The sequence below is a fragment of the Pseudomonas sp. E102 genome (genome assembly GCF_052660185.1).
Genome location: NZ_CP084025.1, coordinates 4,039,690 through 4,056,122, shown reverse-complemented (window position 1 = coordinate 4,056,122; position 16,433 = coordinate 4,039,690). Strand labels below are relative to the sequence as shown.

General features: G+C 62.0%; 12 protein-coding genes, 1 tRNA gene and 1 pseudogene. 11 read left to right on the top strand and 3 right to left on the bottom strand.

Features of this window, described 5'->3' with window-relative positions; genetic code table 11:
- Positions 1-92 precede the first annotated feature (92 nt).
- The 4 genes from rpsO to DOCECA_RS18490 all read left to right on the top strand — a co-directional run bounded on the left by rpsO (position 93) and on the right by DOCECA_RS18490 (position 3,303).
- Positions 93-362 carry a 30S ribosomal protein S15 gene (gene rpsO / locus DOCECA_RS18505; RefSeq protein ID WP_011332409.1) on the top strand — a complete coding sequence of 90 codons (270 nt, stop codon included), beginning with the start codon at positions 93-95 and terminating at the stop codon, positions 360-362.
- A gap of 194 nt (positions 363-556) precedes the next feature.
- A complete protein-coding gene (pnp, locus tag DOCECA_RS18500; RefSeq protein ID WP_445570907.1) occupies positions 557-2,662 on the top strand; it encodes a polyribonucleotide nucleotidyltransferase in 2,106 nt (701 codons plus the stop codon).
- Between the two features lie 127 nt (positions 2,663-2,789).
- A tRNA-Thr gene (locus DOCECA_RS18495) sits at positions 2,790-2,862 on the top strand.
- A 135-nt stretch (positions 2,863-2,997) separates the two neighbouring features.
- Positions 2,998-3,303, top strand: a complete 306-nt coding sequence (locus DOCECA_RS18490) for a DUF6388 family protein (protein WP_420765571.1) — start codon at positions 2,998-3,000, stop codon at positions 3,301-3,303.
- A 38-nt stretch (positions 3,304-3,341) separates the two neighbouring features.
- Here the strand turns inward: DOCECA_RS18490 and nadC are convergent, their stop codons facing one another.
- Complete coding sequence (gene nadC / locus DOCECA_RS18485; RefSeq protein WP_420765570.1) at positions 3,342-4,190, bottom strand: carboxylating nicotinate-nucleotide diphosphorylase; 849 nt, start codon at positions 4,188-4,190, stop codon at positions 3,342-3,344.
- Positions 4,191-4,423: 233 nt separating this feature from the next.
- Here nadC and DOCECA_RS18480 point away from each other — a divergent pair, with 233 nt between their 5' ends.
- The 5 genes and pseudogenes from DOCECA_RS18480 to DOCECA_RS18460 all read left to right on the top strand — a co-directional run bounded on the left by DOCECA_RS18480 (position 4,424) and on the right by DOCECA_RS18460 (position 10,418).
- A complete protein-coding gene (locus DOCECA_RS18480; RefSeq protein ID WP_434607829.1) occupies positions 4,424-6,634 on the top strand; it encodes a DUF1631 domain-containing protein in 2,211 nt (736 codons plus the stop codon).
- Between the two features lie 63 nt (positions 6,635-6,697).
- Positions 6,698-7,258 (top strand): 1,6-anhydro-N-acetylmuramyl-L-alanine amidase AmpD, encoded by a 561-nt coding sequence (gene ampD / locus DOCECA_RS18475; RefSeq protein WP_434560713.1) that lies wholly within the window; start codon positions 6,698-6,700, stop codon positions 7,256-7,258.
- On the top strand, positions 7,255-8,091 hold the full coding sequence (ampE, locus tag DOCECA_RS18470) for a regulatory signaling modulator protein AmpE (protein ID WP_445570906.1): 837 nt from the start codon (positions 7,255-7,257) through the stop codon (positions 8,089-8,091). The genes ampD and ampE overlap by 4 nt, the downstream gene beginning before the upstream one ends.
- A 329-nt stretch (positions 8,092-8,420) precedes the next feature.
- A pseudogene (locus DOCECA_RS18465) lies at positions 8,421-9,512 on the top strand (methyl-accepting chemotaxis protein); the annotation flags it as partial.
- Complete coding sequence (locus DOCECA_RS18460) at positions 9,489-10,418, top strand: methyl-accepting chemotaxis protein (RefSeq protein WP_434628602.1); 930 nt, start codon at positions 9,489-9,491, stop codon at positions 10,416-10,418. The pseudogene DOCECA_RS18465 and the gene DOCECA_RS18460, both read left to right, overlap by 24 nt.
- Before the next feature lie 133 nt (positions 10,419-10,551).
- Here DOCECA_RS18460 and DOCECA_RS18455 read toward each other — a convergent pair whose 3' ends face one another.
- Together DOCECA_RS18455 and cra are read right to left on the bottom strand one after the other, a co-directional pair.
- Positions 10,552-11,328: a TatD family hydrolase gene (locus DOCECA_RS18455; RefSeq protein ID WP_434560709.1), complete on the bottom strand. Its 777-nt coding sequence runs from the start codon at positions 11,326-11,328 to the stop codon at positions 10,552-10,554.
- 16 nt (positions 11,329-11,344) lie between these two features.
- On the bottom strand, positions 11,345-12,340 hold the full coding sequence (gene cra / locus DOCECA_RS18450) for a catabolite repressor/activator (RefSeq protein ID WP_434560707.1): 996 nt from the start codon (positions 12,338-12,340) through the stop codon (positions 11,345-11,347).
- A gap of 286 nt (positions 12,341-12,626) precedes the next feature.
- Between cra and ptsP the strand changes: the two genes are divergently transcribed.
- Positions 12,627-15,491 carry a phosphoenolpyruvate--protein phosphotransferase gene (gene ptsP, locus DOCECA_RS18445; RefSeq protein ID WP_445570905.1) on the top strand — a complete coding sequence of 955 codons (2,865 nt, stop codon included), beginning with the start codon at positions 12,627-12,629 and terminating at the stop codon, positions 15,489-15,491.
- Entirely contained in the window at positions 15,491-16,432 is a 942-nt protein-coding gene (gene pfkB, locus DOCECA_RS18440) for a 1-phosphofructokinase (protein ID WP_434560703.1), read from the top strand. Before ptsP ends, pfkB begins: the two co-directional genes overlap by 1 nt.
- The last annotated feature ends 1 nt before the right edge of the window (position 16,433 follow it).

Below are 16,433 nucleotides of genomic sequence, written 5' to 3'. Positions count from 1 at the left end.
ACGGTCACTACTCATTTATAGATACAGGGATTTGTCCCTGGCCTGTTGAAGCTGTTTCATTGAAACAGTTTCCTGACTAAAAGGATTGCCTCATGGCTCTCGACGTTCAAGAAAAAGCTCAAATCGTAGCTGACTACCAGCAAGCTGTTGGTGACACTGGTTCGCCAGAAGTGCAAGTTGCACTGCTGACCGCCAACATCAACAAACTGCAAGGTCACTTCAAGGCCAACGGTAAAGATCACCACTCCCGTCGTGGTCTGATCCGCATGGTAAACCAGCGCCGTAAACTGCTGGACTACCTGAAAGGCAAGGACGTGAGCCGTTACAGCGCTCTGATCGCTCGCCTGGGTCTGCGTCGCTAATAAGCGATTGCGCTAGAGGTTGGTGGTCTGTCGTACGTCAGGGGTTTCCCGTTGGCGCATGGCAGGCTCCCAGCCTCAAGTTTTATCTGGATGCACGTTTTACCCTGGACAGTTGCCGGGCCGATTCCCGTCATTGCCCAAGAATTTCGCAAGAAGACAAGTTCCCCCAAGAGCCACAAAGAAGGTAGGACACCGTGAACCCGGTAATCAAAAAATTCCAGTTCGGTCAGTCGACCGTTACCCTCGAGACCGGCCGTATCGCCCGTCAGGCCTCCGGCGCAGTGCTGGTCACCGTTGACGACGACGTCAGCGTATTGGTGACCGTTGTCGGCGCCAAGCAAGCCGATCCAGGCAAGGGCTTCTTCCCTCTGTCTGTCCATTACCAGGAAAAGACTTACGCAGCCGGTAAGATCCCTGGCGGTTTCTTCAAGCGCGAAGGCCGTCCTTCCGAGAAAGAAACCCTGACTTCCCGACTGATCGACCGTCCGATCCGTCCGCTTTTCCCAGAAGGCTTCATGAACGAAGTGCAGGTCGTCTGCACCGTCGTGTCCACCAGCAAGAAGACCGATCCGGACATCGCTGCGATGATCGGTACCTCGGCTGCCCTGGCCATCTCCGGCATTCCTTTCGATGGCCCGATCGGCGCTGCCCGCGTCGCCTTCCACGAAAGCACCGGCTACCTGCTGAACCCGACCTACGAGCAGTTGAAGGCATCGAGCCTGGACATGGTCGTGGCCGGTACTTCCGAAGCCGTGCTGATGGTTGAATCCGAAGCCAAAGAGCTGACTGAAGACCAGATGCTGGGCGCCGTGCTGTTCGCCCACGACGAGTTCCAAGTGGTGATCAACGCCATCAAGGAACTGGCCGCCGAAGCCGCCAAGCCAACCTGGACCTGGGCGCCACAGCCAGAAGCCACCGAGCTGCTGGGCGCGATCCGTGCCGAGTTCGGCGACGCGATTTCCCAGGCCTACACCATCACCATCAAGGCCGACCGTTATGCGCGTCTGGGCGAGCTGCGTGACCAGGTCGTCGCCAAGTTCTCCGGCGAAGAAGGCCAGCCATCGGCCAGCGACGTGAAGGCTGCGTTCGGTGAAATCGAATACCGCACCGTTCGCGAAAACATCGTCAACGGCAAGCCGCGTATCGATGGTCGCGACACCCGCACCGTACGTCCGCTGAACATCGAAGTCGGCGTTCTGCCGAAGACCCACGGTTCGGCACTGTTCACCCGTGGCGAGACCCAGGCACTGGTCGTTGCAACACTGGGCACCGCCCGTGACGCGCAACTGCTGGACACCCTGGAAGGCGAAAAGAAAGACCCGTTCATGCTGCACTACAACTTCCCTCCGTTCTCGGTGGGCGAGTGTGGTCGCATGGGTGGCGCCGGTCGTCGCGAAATCGGCCACGGCCGTCTGGCCCGTCGTTCGGTCCAGGCCATGCTACCAGCCGCTGACGTGTTCCCGTACACCATCCGCGTGGTATCGGAAATCACCGAATCCAACGGCTCGAGCTCGATGGCTTCGGTCTGCGGCGCTTCCCTGGCCCTGATGGACGCTGGTGTGCCGATGAAGGCTCCGGTTGCCGGCATCGCCATGGGTCTGGTTAAAGAAGGCGAGAAGTTCGCTGTCCTGACCGACATCCTGGGTGACGAAGACCACCTGGGCGACATGGACTTCAAAGTGGCCGGTACCGCCAAAGGCGTCACCGCACTGCAGATGGACATCAAGATCAAAGGCATCACCGAAGAGATCATGGAAATCGCCCTGGGCCAAGCCCTGGAAGCGCGCCTGAACATCCTCGGCCAGATGAACCAGATCATCGGTCAGTCCCGCACCGAGCTGTCGGAAAACGCTCCGACCATGATCGCGATGAAAATCGACACCGACAAAATCCGTGATGTCATCGGTAAAGGCGGCGCGACCATCCGTGCGATCTGTGAAGAAACCAAGGCCTCGATCGACATCGAAGACGACGGTTCGATCAAGATCTTCGGCGAAACCAAGGAAGCGGCAGAAGCAGCACGCCAGCGCGTCCTGGGCATCACCGCCGAAGCCGAGATCGGCAAGATCTACGTCGGCAAGGTTGAGCGCATCGTCGACTTCGGCGCATTCGTCAACATCCTGCCGGGCAAGGACGGCCTGGTTCACATCTCCATGCTGAGCGATGCTCGTGTCGAGAAAGTGACCGACATCCTGAAAGAAGGCCAGGAAGTGGAAGTGCTGGTACTGGACGTGGACAACCGCGGCCGTATCAAGCTGTCCATCAAGGACGTCGCGGCAGCCAAGGCATCGGGCGTTTAAACACTCCCTCGCTTAGCCGCTGAACAAGCAAACGCCCCGACTGGTTCGGGGCGTTTTGCTGTGCGCGCAAAAATCATTTTTGCCGCGGGTTGCCTGCCCTCTGGCTCAATGCTAGGTTTAGCCCCACGCCCGTGTAGCTCAGTCGGTAGAGCAGCGCACTCGTAACGCGAAGGTCGCAGGTTCGATTCCTGTCTCGGGCAAAGTCACACTTGTTTTCAGATGATCCCCCGAATGGTTCTGAAGGCCAGGTAAACCGGGCTTCCAACGGCTTCCTGCGTCAGAGAGATCCTTGATGATCCAGATCCATCTTCCATTCCCAGATCAGCGAGAACGCCATGACCGTTAAAGAATTGAGTCAAGAAGCCAGACACCAAGAAGCCCTGGAAAAGTACTTGAACGAAACGCCGCAGCTGCGGGATGAGATCAAGGACCTACCCGCCGATGATCAGAAAGACCAGATCCAATGGGCGTTCGAAGACGAGGCCGAAGCCCAGGGGCTGCAGCCTTGGGAGTTGACGCTCAAATACACCAGCACGCCTGAAGAGTTCGAGGCGCAGCGCCTTGCCTTGCACAAGGAGGCTGCCGAGGTGTTGGGTGTGGAATGGGATGAATATTGCGAGATGAACAATCTGGTGGTCTGAAGAAAACGCCAGCCTTTTGAGGCTGGCGTTTTTTGTTGTCAGAGGCTCAAGCGCATCGACAAATCCACGGCCTTCACATCCTTGGTCATCGCACCGATAGAGATGTAATCCACTCCGGTCTCGGCAATCGGGCGCAACGTGCTCTCGTTGATGCCGCCGCTGGCTTCCAGCTTGGCCTTGCCGCCGTTCAGACGTACCGCTTCGCGCATGTCGTCCAGGCTCAGTTCGTCGAGCATGATGATGTCGGCACCTGCCGCCAGCGCTTCTTTCAATTCCGCCAGGCTTTCGACTTCGACTTCCACCGGTTTACCCGGTGCGATCTGCTGGGCGGCGCTGATGGCCTGGGCAATCCCGCCGCAAGCGGCAATGTGGTTTTCCTTGATCAGGAACGCGTCGTACAGGCCGATGCGGTGGTTGTGACAGCCACCGCAGGTCACGGCGTACTTCTGGGCCAGACGTAGCCCAGGCAACGTTTTGCGAGTGTCCAGCAGCTTGACCTGGGTATCGGCGACGAAGTCGGCCAGGTAGCGAGCCCGGGTGGCAACGCCCGATAGCAACTGCAGGAAATTCAGCGCGCTGCGTTCGCCCGTCAGCAGTGAGCGGGCCGGGCCTTCGAGGTGGAACAGGGCTTGGTCAGGGCTCACGCGGTCGCCGTCATGTACTTGCCAATGCACCGCGACACGTGGGTCCAACTGCCGGAACACCGCATCCACCCAGGCCGTGCCGCTGATGATCGCTGCTTCACGGGTGATGATGGTGGCCTTGGCCAGGCGTTCGGCGGGGATCAGTTGCGCGGTGATGTCGCCGCTGCCGATGTCTTCCAACAGCGCGCGGCGCACATTGGCTTCGATTTCGGCGGTCAGGTCGGCGAGATGTAGATTCGGCATAACAGGCTCCACGAACAAAGTGGCCGGATTATATCCGCTTGGCACCTGTTGGCTTGCATTTGGTCGCGTCCACGCAACATTTACCCGAAATGCCGGTCATTTATTGCGATCTCTTTGAGCCTGTTCACAGAGTCCTCTGGTATGGCGGGCTCTTTTTACCGGATAATCCGCCTTTCGTTTGACGTCATGAGTTTGACGTCGCGAGCCGAAGAATGCCGTTTCAGGAGTCCAGGATGCATAACGACGGGAATGTAGTGCCTTTGCATAAAGTGCCTACCGACCAGGCGAATCGTTCGCCGCTCGCCCGGCTGCCGGTCATTCTGCTCCAGGTTCGCGACAAGGCCGCGCAGCAGTTGCGCGTGGGTCTGCAGGGCTTGTTCGATAACGCCGATGACACGTTGTTCGAAATGGCCGACCGGGCGCGCAATGATCTCGAGCAGAACCTCTACTTCGAAGCCATGCGCGACTTGCGTTTGAAACGCAAAAGCATCGAGCGTGAATTCATTGAACAGTTTTTCGAGGCTTTTGTCAGTCTCGCCCAGTACGACCTTACCCAGGCGACCCTGGCACCCGTGGTGGGCGCCATACCGGCCCAGCCAAACCATGACGAGCTGGAGCGCCGCCTGGCGGTGGAAACCATGGTCGCCCGAGTGATCAGCCGCGACGGCGTGTCGCTCGACCAACTCACGGCGCGGCTCAGTGTGTTGCTGGACCGGCCATTGACGAACCAGTTGAACCCGTTAAGCCCAGGTTTATTGTGCGGGCATTTCCTTCAGGCTGGACGCAACCTGGGCGTGGGGATCAAGGTCAAGCTGATCCTGCTCAAGCTGTTCGAGCGTTATGTGCTCAGCGAATGCGACCAGTTCTATGCGCAGGCCAATCAATTGCTCGCCGCGACGGGCGTGTTGCCGGACCTCAAGATCTCACCGTCGCGACGGGCATCGGATCGTGTCGAGGAAGTCGCCCAACCCAACGTCGATGGCGCCGCCAGGCCAAGGGCCGATGACGTCGACGACAGCGTCCAGGAGGTCTTCGCCGCGTTGCAGAAATTGCTGGTGCAGGTACGCGGCAGCGTCGCGCCAACCTTGGAAGCCAGCGCCCCAGCCCAGCCGATTTCGAAACGGGACCTGCTGCGATTGTTGTCTCATTTGCAGCAGTACGTTCCCTCGCTCACGGTGCAGGACGAGTTCGACCTGCGCAGCCAGCTCGAACAGTTGCTGACGCGTGTCAGCGTCAAGAGTGGCAAGTCCCGGGTCGTCGACGGCGCCGACGAAGACGTGATCAACCTGATCGCGATGATGTTCGAGTTCATTCTCGACGACCAGAACCTGCCGGACTCCCTCAAGGCGCTGATCGGTCGACTGCAGATTCCGATGCTCAAGGTCGCGGTACAGGACAAGAGTTTCTTCAGCCGAGGCAATCATCCGGCCCGCCGGCTGCTCAACGAAATTGCTGCCGCTGCGATGGGCTGGGGCGATTGCGATGATCATCAGCGCGACAGTCTTTACCTGCGCATCGAGCAAGTCGTGCAGCGTTTGTTGAACGACTTCGTTGACGACCCGGCGATATTTTCCGAAGTGCTGGCGGACTTCCTGGCGTTCACCAGCGACGAACGTCGTCGCAGCGAACTGCTGGAGCAACGCATTCGCGACGCTGAAGAAGGGCGGGCCAAGGCCGAACTGGCCCGACAGCGGGTCGAAGGGGCGCTGAACCACATCATGCTGGGCAAGGTCTTGCCCCAGGCTGTGGTGGATTTCGTCCAGCAGGCCTGGAGCCAGGTGTTGTTGCTGACCGGCTTCAAACATGGCGAGCAATCAGCTGAATGGCAGGCCGACGTGCTGACCCTCGAGCAGTTGGTGTGGAGCGTCCAGCATCACGAAGAACCCGACGCCGGCCTGCGCTTGCTGGCGATGGTGCCGGAGCTGCTCAAGGCCCTGCGCGACGGCTTGAGCCGTTCGGCGTTCGATCCGTTCGCCACCAGCGAATTCTTCAGCGAACTGGAAGTGCTGCATGTCCAGGCTCTCCAACGGCTGGGCCAGGCAACGGAGCAGGCACAGCCGGCGGATTCGCCGGTGCTGGTCGAGGTGGTGGAACCCATCGTCCTGCGGGCTGCGCCGGTAACCGCGACGGACGAACCGACCGTACGCTTGCCTGCCGATGACGTGGGCCTGCTCCAGGTCGATCAACTGCGCCTGGGAAGTTGGGTCGAGTTCCAGGAAGACGAAGACAACAACCTTCGTTGCAAACTCGCGGCGATTATCCAGGCCACTGGCAAGTATGTCTTCGTCAACCGTACCGGCCTCAAGGTCCTTGAGCACAGCCGCACCAGCCTGGCCTTGGAGTTCCGCCGTGGGGCGGCGCGGTTGCTGGACGATACCCTGTTGTTCGACAGGGCGCTGGAATCCGTGCTGGGCAACCTGCGCCAGCTCAATCGCGGCAAGTGATCGCGCAGCCGGGCCCGATCGCGGCATACTGACGGCCTTCACCGTCTCATCGAAGGAACCTGTATGCAGCTGGACTCCGCGAGCGGTTGGTGCGATGGCGTGCGTCATTGCCCTTCGCCCAACTTCAATGCGCGCCCCGAGGGCGAGATCTCCCTGCTGGTCATCCACAACATCAGCTTGCCACCGGCACAGTTCGCCACGGGCAAAGTGCAGGAATTTTTCCAGAATCGCCTGGATGTCACGGAACATCCCTATTTTGCGGGTATCGCGGACCTGCGCGTGTCCGCGCATTTTCTGATCGAACGTGACGGCACCGTGACCCAGTTTGTCTCTTGTCTTGATCGTGCCTGGCACGCTGGTGTTTCGTGTTTCGAAGGGCGGGAGACGTGTAACGATTTTTCCATAGGCATCGAGCTTGAAGGCACCGATGACCTGCCGTTCACCGACGGGCAATATGTCGCCTTGGTGGACTTGACCCGGCAGCTGCAAAAAGCGTTTTCGGCGATCACGGTGCAGCGCATCTGCGGGCACAGCGACATCGCGCCGGGTCGCAAGACCGATCCGGGGCCGGCATTCGACTGGGCGCGTTACCGCGCGGCCCTGACAGAAGGGGAAGGACAATGAGTTTTCTGGTGTTGCTGCTGGCGGTCTGGATCGAGAAGTTCTCGGCCTTGCGCCAGCGGGTCCAGCGTGACGGCGGCTGGCTGGGCGAGCTGAACAAGCTTGAAGCGAGTCCGCGCTGGGGCAACCGGCCTTGGCTGGTGCTGGTGGTGATGGTTCTGCTGCCGGTTTCGCTGCTGGCGTTGCTACTCTGGGTGTTGGAGCCGGTGGCCTATGGTTTGCTGGCGCTGCCGATTCACCTGTTGGTGGTGATATACAGCCTGGGGCGCGGCGATCTGTTGGCTGATCTCGGGCCTTTTCGCGATGCCTGGCGACGTGAAGACCTGCAAGCGGCCACCCATGTGGCCAAGCGTGACCTGAACATCGATGCCGATGACGGTGAGCAGTTGCTCGAACGGGTCCAGGGGCATTTGCTATGGCAGGCTTACCAGAGTTTTTTCGCGGTGATCTTCTGGTACTTCCTGCTGGGACCCGTGGCCGCCCTGAGTTATCGATTGTTGGCGTTGGCCGCCGAGCACAGCCAGAACCCGGGTGTGGCCGAGCGTGCAGCGCAACTGCGCCACGCCTTCGACTGGGTACCGGTGCGATTGCTGGCGGCGAGCTTCGCCCTGGTGGGCAACTTCGTCGCGGTCAGTCGGGTCATGCTGCATGAACTGTTGAACTGGAACATCAGCGCCGCCGACCTCATCGACAAAGTCGGCTTGGTCGCCGGCGAGATTCCCATGCCGGTCGCCGGGCCGGACGGCATCAACAGCCTGGATCGACTTTGGGAATTGCTGCTGCGCGCTGCGTTGCTCTGGTATGCCGGGTTCGCGTTGTGGACGGTGTTGGCCTGATCGAACCCAGCAAGTTCGTAACGCTAAGTTGTCGTGGCGAGGGAGCTTGCTCCCGGTCGGCTGCGCAGCAGTCGTAAACCAGGATAAAAACGATCCCCTCTGCGCAAACCCCACGGGGCCTACCGCACAGGCCAGCGGGAGCGAGCTCCCTCGCCACTGGATCGTGTGCCCTCGTTAACCTTAAGTTACAAATCTCCCTGCCGAATTAGGCTATACAGGAACAGCGTCCGAATAGTGGCTTTGTGCTGTCTGCGTGCGCAGCTCATAACAATAAAAACTACCGGGAGACTTCCCTTGTGAAGAGTTTGCTCTGGCCCGCCGTCGCCCTGATGAATCGCCTTAGCTTCGGCATGAAGTTCAGCCTGATCAGTGTCCTGTTCCTGCTGCCGATGCTGGTGACCAATTTCTTTCTGGTGCGTGATTCCTACCGCGAGTTCCAGGGCACGCAAGTGGAGCTGCAAAGCCTGGATTTGCTGGGCAGCAGCCTGGCGCTGCGGCGTGACCTGGAGACGCTGAACGACCTGGTGCAGATCAATGCCAGCCTGGGCCAGTCTGGCAAGGCCGGCGACGTGGACGCGAAGATCGCCGCGCTCGAGCACAAGGTGCTCGCCCGGTTGCAAGGCATGACGGCCATGGCGATGGAGCCCGAGCACGTCAGTGCCTTCGATACCAAGCGCGACGAAATGATCGCCGCTTTCAAGGCCCAACAAGCCGAAAGCTCGCTGCAGAGCAAAAGCGCGTTGATCGGCAATCTGCTCAACAATGCACAAATATTCGGCCAGATCATCGCCAGTCAGGCCGGCCTGAGCCGTGACAACCAGGCCGACATCCGCCAGCTCAGCGAGCTGATCGTCGGCCTGACGCCCAGGGTCACTCAGATTTTGGGCGAGGGCCGTGCCTTGGGCGCTTCTTCGTTGGGGTTGGGTTTCCTCAATTCCGCGTCGAGTACCCGGTTCGATGAGTTGCTGGTGCAAATCGAGAAGCTCCAGGGCGAATATGAGCTGAAACTGCAGGACGCGCTGGGCTCGAGCAAGGCCGTCGGACAAGCACTCGCCGATCAGGCCGGTGGCAGCAAGAGCACCCTCAAGCAAGCGGCCGAGCTGATTGAAAACCAGGTCGTCATGGCGGACACCCTCGATGCGCCATGGCCGGCATTCTTCGATCAGGTCAGCGGCCTGATGGAGCAGACCTATCGGTTGAACGAGGCGACGTTGGGCTTTCTCGGTGTGCAATTGCAGCACCGCCTGGAGCAGAACCGCAGCCACATGGTGCTACAGGCGGTGGCGCTCGCAGCGGTGTTCCTGTTGATTTTCTATCTGTACGCCGGTTTCTACGCCTCGACACGCACGACGCTCAAGCACCTGGGGGCGATGATGGACAAAGTCGCGGCGGGGGATATGACAGTCAGTTTCGTCGCCCGCAGCAAGGATGAGCTGGGAGAGTTGGGCGAGGTGTTCAATGGCACCGTGGCGAAGATCCATGACTTGATCGAACAGGTCGGCCACACCGTCGCCGAGGTCGAGCGCCAGGCCGGGCAGGTGGAAACGGTATCGGCCCAGAGCAACCAGGCCGTGGCCGGCCAGCGCAGCCAGATCGAACTGGTCGCCACGGCGATGAACCAGATGTCCGCCACAGCCCAGGAAGTCGCCCGCAGCGCTGCGGCGGCGGTCAGCAGCGCCCATAGCGTGAATGATGAAACCCTCAGTGGACGAGGCTTGGTGGAATCCCAGCAGGGCAGCATCGCCCGGCTCGCCAGCGAAATCGACCAGTCGGTGCAGGTGATCAATCAACTGGCGACCGACAGCCAGGCCATCAGCCGCGTCCTCGATGTGATCAAGAGCATTGCCGAGCAAACCAACCTGCTGGCCCTCAACGCCGCTATCGAAGCCGCCCGGGCTGGCGAGCAAGGGCGCGGATTCGCGGTGGTGGCCGACGAGGTGCGAACCCTGGCCAAGCGGACCCAGCAGTCGACCGAAGAAATCGAAGCGATGATCAGCCGCCTGCACGGCGGCGTCGGCGCCGCCGTCAAGGCGATGGGCACCAGCCATGAAATGGCCAGCGGCACGGTTGGCCAGTCGGAGAAGGTCCAGCAGGCGCTGGAAAACATTCTTGGCGCCGTTGGCATGATCGTCGACCAGAACCAGCAGATCGCCGCTGCGGTGGAGCAGCAGACCGCCGTCGCCCATGACATCGACCAGAACATCGTCGAGATCAACCGCGCCGGCGAACGCACCGCCGAAGGGGCTCACCAGACCGAAGACGCCAGCCGCGAACTGTCCTCCCAGGTGGTGCGGCTCAAGCAACTGATCAATGCGTTTCGGGTGTGATCTCCTGCCTCACCACAGGCCCAATGTGGGAGCGAGCCTGTGTGGGAGCGAGCTTGCTCGCGATGGCGGAGTGTCAGCCAATGAAAGGTTGCCTGGATCACCGCTATCGCGAGCAAGCTCGCTCCCACAAGGATCACCATTGGAATAGCTGCCGGGCGTTTGCCGTGCTGGCCTCGGCCAGTTGTTCAGGCGTCACCGCCATGATGCCCGCCAACGCCTCGCAAATCGCTGGCAAATGCGCCGGGCTGTTGCGTTGCCCGGGAAACATCGACGGCGCCATGTCCGGTGAGTCCGTCTCCAGCACCACCGCATCCAGCGGCAGTTTCGGCAGCACCCGGTGCATGCGCAGGGCCTGGGGCCACGTGGCCGCGCCGCCGAGGCCGAGCTTGAAACCGAGCTTGATGTATTCGCGAGCCTCTTCGAAGCTGCCGGCAAAGGCATGGATGATGCCCGCACGGGCCGGGCAGATGCGTTTGAGCGTCGCGATCACGGCGGCGTGGCTGCGACGTACATGGATCAGCGCCGGCAGTTCGAAATCCCGGGCCAGTTCCAGCTGCGCCTCGAACAGCGTTTGCTGGCGATCGCGGTCCAGGGTCTGGACGTAATAGTCCAGGCCGATTTCCCCCACCGCGCACAACTGCCGATGCCCGGCCAGGCGCTCCAGCCATTCGCGTAACTGCGCCAGGTCTTCGCCGCGATGCTCGTCGAGAAACACCGGGTGCAGGCCCAGCGCGGCATGCAGGTGCGGGTCGCTTTGGACCAGGTCCCAGACGCGCTGCCAGTTGTCCCGATATACGCCCAGCACCACTATTTCCCGGACACCCAAGGCGCGGCTTTCGGCCAGCAGCGCCGGGCGATCCGCGTCGAAATCCGGGAAGTCCAGATGAGTGTGCGTGTCGATCAACTGCATATCCGCACCCTGAACCTCAGCCCTGGTGAATGCGCTGCTTGAACGTGCGCGCAATCGCCTGGACACCGGGTTGATAGACATCGTTTTCGATGGCCGCCAGCGCCAGTTCCAAGGCTTTGTCGGCGATCAGTTGATGCTGCTGGGACATGGCGTTGACCGGCAGCGGCAGGAAATCCAACAGTTGCGTGTCGCCAAAGGTGCCCAGGCGCAGGGGACGCGCCTTGAGCGGAAAATCATGCAGGGCATCGAACACCCCTTGCAGCAGCACATAAGAGGAGGTGATCAGCGCATCGGGGAGATGGCCCAGGCGCGCGAGCATGTCGTCCATCAACTGACGACCGCATTCACGGCTGAACGACTCGCCGTGCTCGATCAGCACCTGGCCTTCGAACCCGGCCAGCGCCTCGCGGAAACCGGCGGTCCGCTCCTGGCTGATGCTCAGTTCGGGGCGGGCGCTGATCAGCGCGATCTGCCGTGGATTCGTTTCCAGCAGGCTTCGTGTCAGTTGCAGGCTGGCCTGGCGGTCGTCGCTGATTACCGAGCAGAACTGCGCCGGTTCCATCACCCGGTCGATGGCGATGATCGGGATGCCCTTGGCCTGCAATTGGCGGTAGCTATCGTCTTCGGCGGGCAGGCAACTGGCAACGATCAGCGCATCGCAGCGTCGGGCGCGGAACAGTTGCAGCAACTGGCGCTCGCTGTCAGGCGCATCATCGGAGCTGGCGATCAGCAACTGGTAACCTCGGGCGCGGGCACCTTGTTCCAGCAGCTTGGCGATACGCGCGTAACTGGGGTTCTCCAGGTCGGGCAGGATGAACCCCAACGTGCGGGTATGCCGGCTGCGCAGTCCGGCGGCCTGTGGGTTGGGCGTGAAGCCATGCTCTTGGACCACCGCCCGCACCCGTTCGACGGTCGCGTTGCTGATGCGTTGTTGTTCGGCCTTGCCGTTGATGACGTAGCTGGCGGTGGTCACGGACACACCGGCGAGCTGGGCGATATCACTGAGTTTCAACCCGGTTTTCCTTGTTTTTTCGAGTTTGCCCCGACAATGAAGGCTCATCCTACCCGATTCGGATCGATGGTCACCCCCGGACGCTTTCGACAAGTTGCACTTCAAGGATGGGAGATTATCGAGTAACGTGCCAATCTTTCTAGATTAAACGTTTCAGCAGGCGTATTTTCAGGGCTTCAGGGTTTTCGGTCGCACTGCCGCGATACCGCCGCAAGCCGTTTGCAACGCTAAGCTGATTCATTCAAAACAATACCTGGCGCCAACCGGACGCCAAAAAGGAGAAAGCATGCTCGAGCTCACTCTAGAGCAGATATCCATGGCCCAGGTGGCTGTGGATAAAGACGCCGCGCTGCAACTGCTCGCTGACAAACTGGTGGCCGATGGCCTGGTAGCCGAGGGTTATCTTGCCGGATTGCAGGCCCGCGAGGCCCAGGGCTCGACCTTTCTTGGCCAAGGTATTGCCATCCCCCACGGTACTCCGCAGACCCGCGACCTGGTGTATTCCACCGGCGTGCGCTTGCTTCAATTTCCCGAAGGCGTGGACTGGGGCGACGGCCAGATCGTTTACCTGGCGATCGGCATCGCCGCCAAGTCCGACGAACACCTGCGCCTGCTGCAACTGCTGACCCGCGCCCACGGCGAGACCGATCTGGGCCAGGCATTGCGTCGCGCCGGCAGCGCCGAAGCCTTGCTGAAACTGCTGCAAGGCGCGCCGCAGGAGCTGGCGCTGGATGCGCAGATGATCGGCCTAGGCGTGTCGGCCGATGATTTCGAAGAACTGGTGTGGCGCGGCGCCCGTTTGTTACGCCAGGCCGATTGCGTGAGCAACGGCTTCGCCGGCGTGCTGCAGCAGGTCGAAGCGTTGCCTCTCGGCGATGGGCTCTGGTGGCTGCACAGCGAACAGACCGTCAAGCGCCCGGGCCTGGCCTTCGTCACGCCCGACAAACCCATTCGTTATCTGGGCCAACCACTGAGCGGGTTGTTCTGCCTGGCCAGCCTCGGCGAGGCCCACCAGGCGTTGCTGGAAAGGCTTTGCGCATTGCTGATCGAAGGTCGCGGCCACGAATTGGGCCGCGCTACCAGCAGCCGCAAGGTCCTGGAAGTGCTGGGGGGCGAACTGCCCGCCGACTGGCCCAGCGCGCGCATCGGCCTGGCGAATGCCCACGGCCTGCACGCGCGCCCAGCGAAAATCCTTGCCCAGCTGGCGAAAAGTTTCGAAGGCGAGATCCGCGTGCGCATCGTCGACGGCCAGGACAGCGCCGTATCGGTGAAGAGTCTGAGCAAACTGCTGAGTCTGGGCGCCCGTCGCGGTCAGGTCCTGGAGTTCATTGCCGAACCCAGCATTGCCGCCGACGCGTTGCCGGCGTTGCTCGCAGCCGTCGAAGAAGGTCTCGGCGAAGAGGTCGAACCGCTGCCGCCACCGAGCGCGCCGCGAGAAACCACCATTGCCGAAGTTGCCACCGTGCTGCTCGCGCCGGAATCCGGCAGCCTGATCCAGGCCGTCGCCGCCGCGCCGGGCATTGCCATCGGTCCGGCGCATATCCAAGTGCAGCAAGACATCGATTATCCACTGCGTGGCGAGTCCCCGGCGATCGAGCGCGAGCGTCTACAAAACGCCCTAGGCCAGGTACGTCGGGACATCGAGGGCTTGATCGAGCGCGCCAAGGCCAAGGCCATCCGCGAGATTTTCATCACCCACCAGGAAATGCTCGACGACCCGGAACTGACCGACGAAGTCGACACCCGCCTGAAGCTGGGCGAGAGCGCGCAAGCGGCGTGGATGGGCGTGATCGAAGCCGCCGCGAAGGAACAGGAAGCCCTGCAGGATGCCTTGCTTGCCGAGCGCGCCGCCGATCTGCGGGATGTTGGCCGTCGGGTGCTGGCGCAGTTGTGCGGCATCGAGACCCCGGCTGAACCGGATCAACCCTACATCCTGGTGATGGACGAAGTCGGCCCCTCCGACGTCGCGCGCCTGGACCCGGCCCGCGTGGCGGGGATCCTCACCGCACGCGGCGGCGCCACCGCCCACAGTGCCATTGTCGCCCGCGCCCTGGGCATTCCGGCCTTGGTGGGCGCAGGCGCGGCGGTGTTGCTGTTGGCGCCGGGCACGTCCTTGCTGCTGGATGGGCAGCGTGGTCGGCTGCATGTCGACCCGGACGCCGCGACCCTGCAACGGGCCGCTGAAGAGCGCGACACCCGTGAGCAGCGCCTGAAAGTCGCCGCCGAACAGCGCCACCAACCGGCGCTGACCCGCGACGGTCATGCCGTTGAAGTATTCGCCAACATCGGCGAAAGCGCCGGCGTCACCAGCGCGGTGGAGCAGGGCGCCGAAGGCATCGGCCTGTTGCGCACCGAGCTTATCTTCATGGCCCACACCGAGGCCCCGGACGAAGCGACCCAGGAAGCCGAATACCGCAAGGTGCTCGATGGCCTGGCCGGTCGGCCGCTGGTGGTGCGCACCCTCGACGTCGGCGGCGATAAGCCGTTGCCTTATTGGCCGATCGCGAAGGAAGAAAACCCCTTCCTCGGCGTGCGCGGCATCCGCCTGACCTTGCAGCGCCCCCACGTCATGGAAGCGCAACTGCGCGCCCTGTTGCGCTCGGCGGACAACCGTCCGCTGCGGATCATGTTCCCCATGGTCGGCAGCATCGACGAGTGGCGCCAGGCACGGGACATGACCGAGCGTCTGCGTCGCGAGATCCCCGTGGCGGATTTGCAATTGGGCATCATGATCGAAGTGCCGTCCGCCGCGCTGCTGGCGCCGGTACTCGCCAAGGAAGTCGATTTCTTCAGCGTCGGCACCAACGACCTGACGCAATACACCCTGGCGATCGACCGTGGTCACCCGACCCTGTCGGCCCAGGCCGATGGCTTGCACCCGGCGGTATTGCAACTGATCGACATCACCGTGCGCGCCGCCCATGCCCATGGCAAATGGGTCGGTGTGTGCGGCGAGCTGGCGGCCGATCCGCTGGCGGTGCCGGTGTTGGTGGGCCTGGGCGTGGACGAGTTGAGTGTCTCGGCCCGCAGCATCGCGGAGGTCAAGGCACGAGTCCGCGAATTGAGCCTGGCACAAGTACAAACCCTGGCCCAAGCGGCATTGGCCGTGGGCAGCGCCGATGACGTGCGCGCATTAGTGGAGGCGCTGTAATGGCGAAGATTCTTACCCTGACCCTTAACCCGGCGCTCGACCTCACGGTGGAGTTGGCGCGCCTGGAACCGGGCCAGGTCAACCGCAGCGACGCCATGCACGCCCACGCCGCCGGCAAGGGCGTGAACGTGGCGCAGGTGCTGGCGGACCTCGGCCACACCCTGACCGTCAGTGGTTTCCTGGGTGAAGACAACGCCCAAGTGTTCGAGACGCTGTTTATCCAGCGTGGCTTCGTCGACGCTTTTATTCGCGTCCCCGGCGAAACCCGCAGCAACATCAAGCTGGCCGAACAGGACGGACGCATCACTGACCTCAACGGTCCTGGCCCGATGGTCGATGAAGCCGCGCAACAAGCGTTGCTGGAACGTCTCGAGCAGATAGCCCCAGGCCACGATGCCGTAGTGGTTGCCGGCAGCATGCCCCGAGGCGTCAGTGCGCAATGGTTGCAGGCGCTGATCATGCGGCTCAAACAGCTCGGCCTGAATGTCGCCCTCGACACCAGCGGCGAAGCGTTGCGCGTCGCCCTGGCGGCGGGGCCATGGCTGATCAAGCCCAATACCGAGGAGCTGGCCGATGCGCTGGGTTGCGACGTGGTGACCGAGGTCGCCCAGGCACAAGCGGCTCAGCGGTTGCATGCCCAAGGCGTGGAACATGTGGTGATTTCCCACGGCGCCGACGGTGTGAATTGGTTCAGCGTTGGTTCGGCCCTGCATGCCTCGCCGCCCAAGGTCACTGTCGCCAGCACCGTGGGCGCCGGCGATTCGCTGCTGGCCGGCATGCTGCATGGATTGCTCGCTGCCCACGCACCGGAGCAGACCCTGCGCACCGCCACGGCCATCGCCGCCATGGCGGTCACCCAGATCGGGTTCGGCATCCACGACACCGCCTTGCTGGCGTCGCTTGAACAGGGCGTGCGCGTGCGCCCCCTGACAGAACAATAAG

What these genes read in the sequence shown, in the direction of transcription:
- rpsO (WP_011332409.1), top strand. Translation starts at nt 93, where the DNA reads ATGGCTCTCGACGTTCAAGAAAAAGCTCAAATCGTAGCTGACTACCAG.
- DOCECA_RS18490 (WP_420765571.1), top strand. Translation starts at nt 2,998, where the DNA reads ATGACCGTTAAAGAATTGAGTCAAGAAGCCAGACACCAAGAAGCCCTG.
- nadC (WP_420765570.1), bottom strand. Translation starts at nt 4,190, where the DNA reads ATGCCGAATCTACATCTCGCCGACCTGACCGCCGAAATCGAAGCCAAT.
- DOCECA_RS18480 (WP_434607829.1), top strand. Translation starts at nt 4,424, where the DNA reads ATGCATAACGACGGGAATGTAGTGCCTTTGCATAAAGTGCCTACCGAC.
- ampD (WP_434560713.1), top strand. Translation starts at nt 6,698, where the DNA reads ATGCAGCTGGACTCCGCGAGCGGTTGGTGCGATGGCGTGCGTCATTGC.
- ampE (WP_445570906.1), top strand. Translation starts at nt 7,255, where the DNA reads ATGAGTTTTCTGGTGTTGCTGCTGGCGGTCTGGATCGAGAAGTTCTCG.
- DOCECA_RS18460 (WP_434628602.1), top strand. Translation starts at nt 9,489, where the DNA reads ATGACAGTCAGTTTCGTCGCCCGCAGCAAGGATGAGCTGGGAGAGTTG.
- DOCECA_RS18455 (WP_434560709.1), bottom strand. Translation starts at nt 11,328, where the DNA reads ATGCAGTTGATCGACACGCACACTCATCTGGACTTCCCGGATTTCGAC.
- ptsP (WP_445570905.1), top strand. Translation starts at nt 12,627, where the DNA reads ATGCTCGAGCTCACTCTAGAGCAGATATCCATGGCCCAGGTGGCTGTG.
- pfkB (WP_434560703.1), top strand. Translation starts at nt 15,491, where the DNA reads ATGGCGAAGATTCTTACCCTGACCCTTAACCCGGCGCTCGACCTCACG.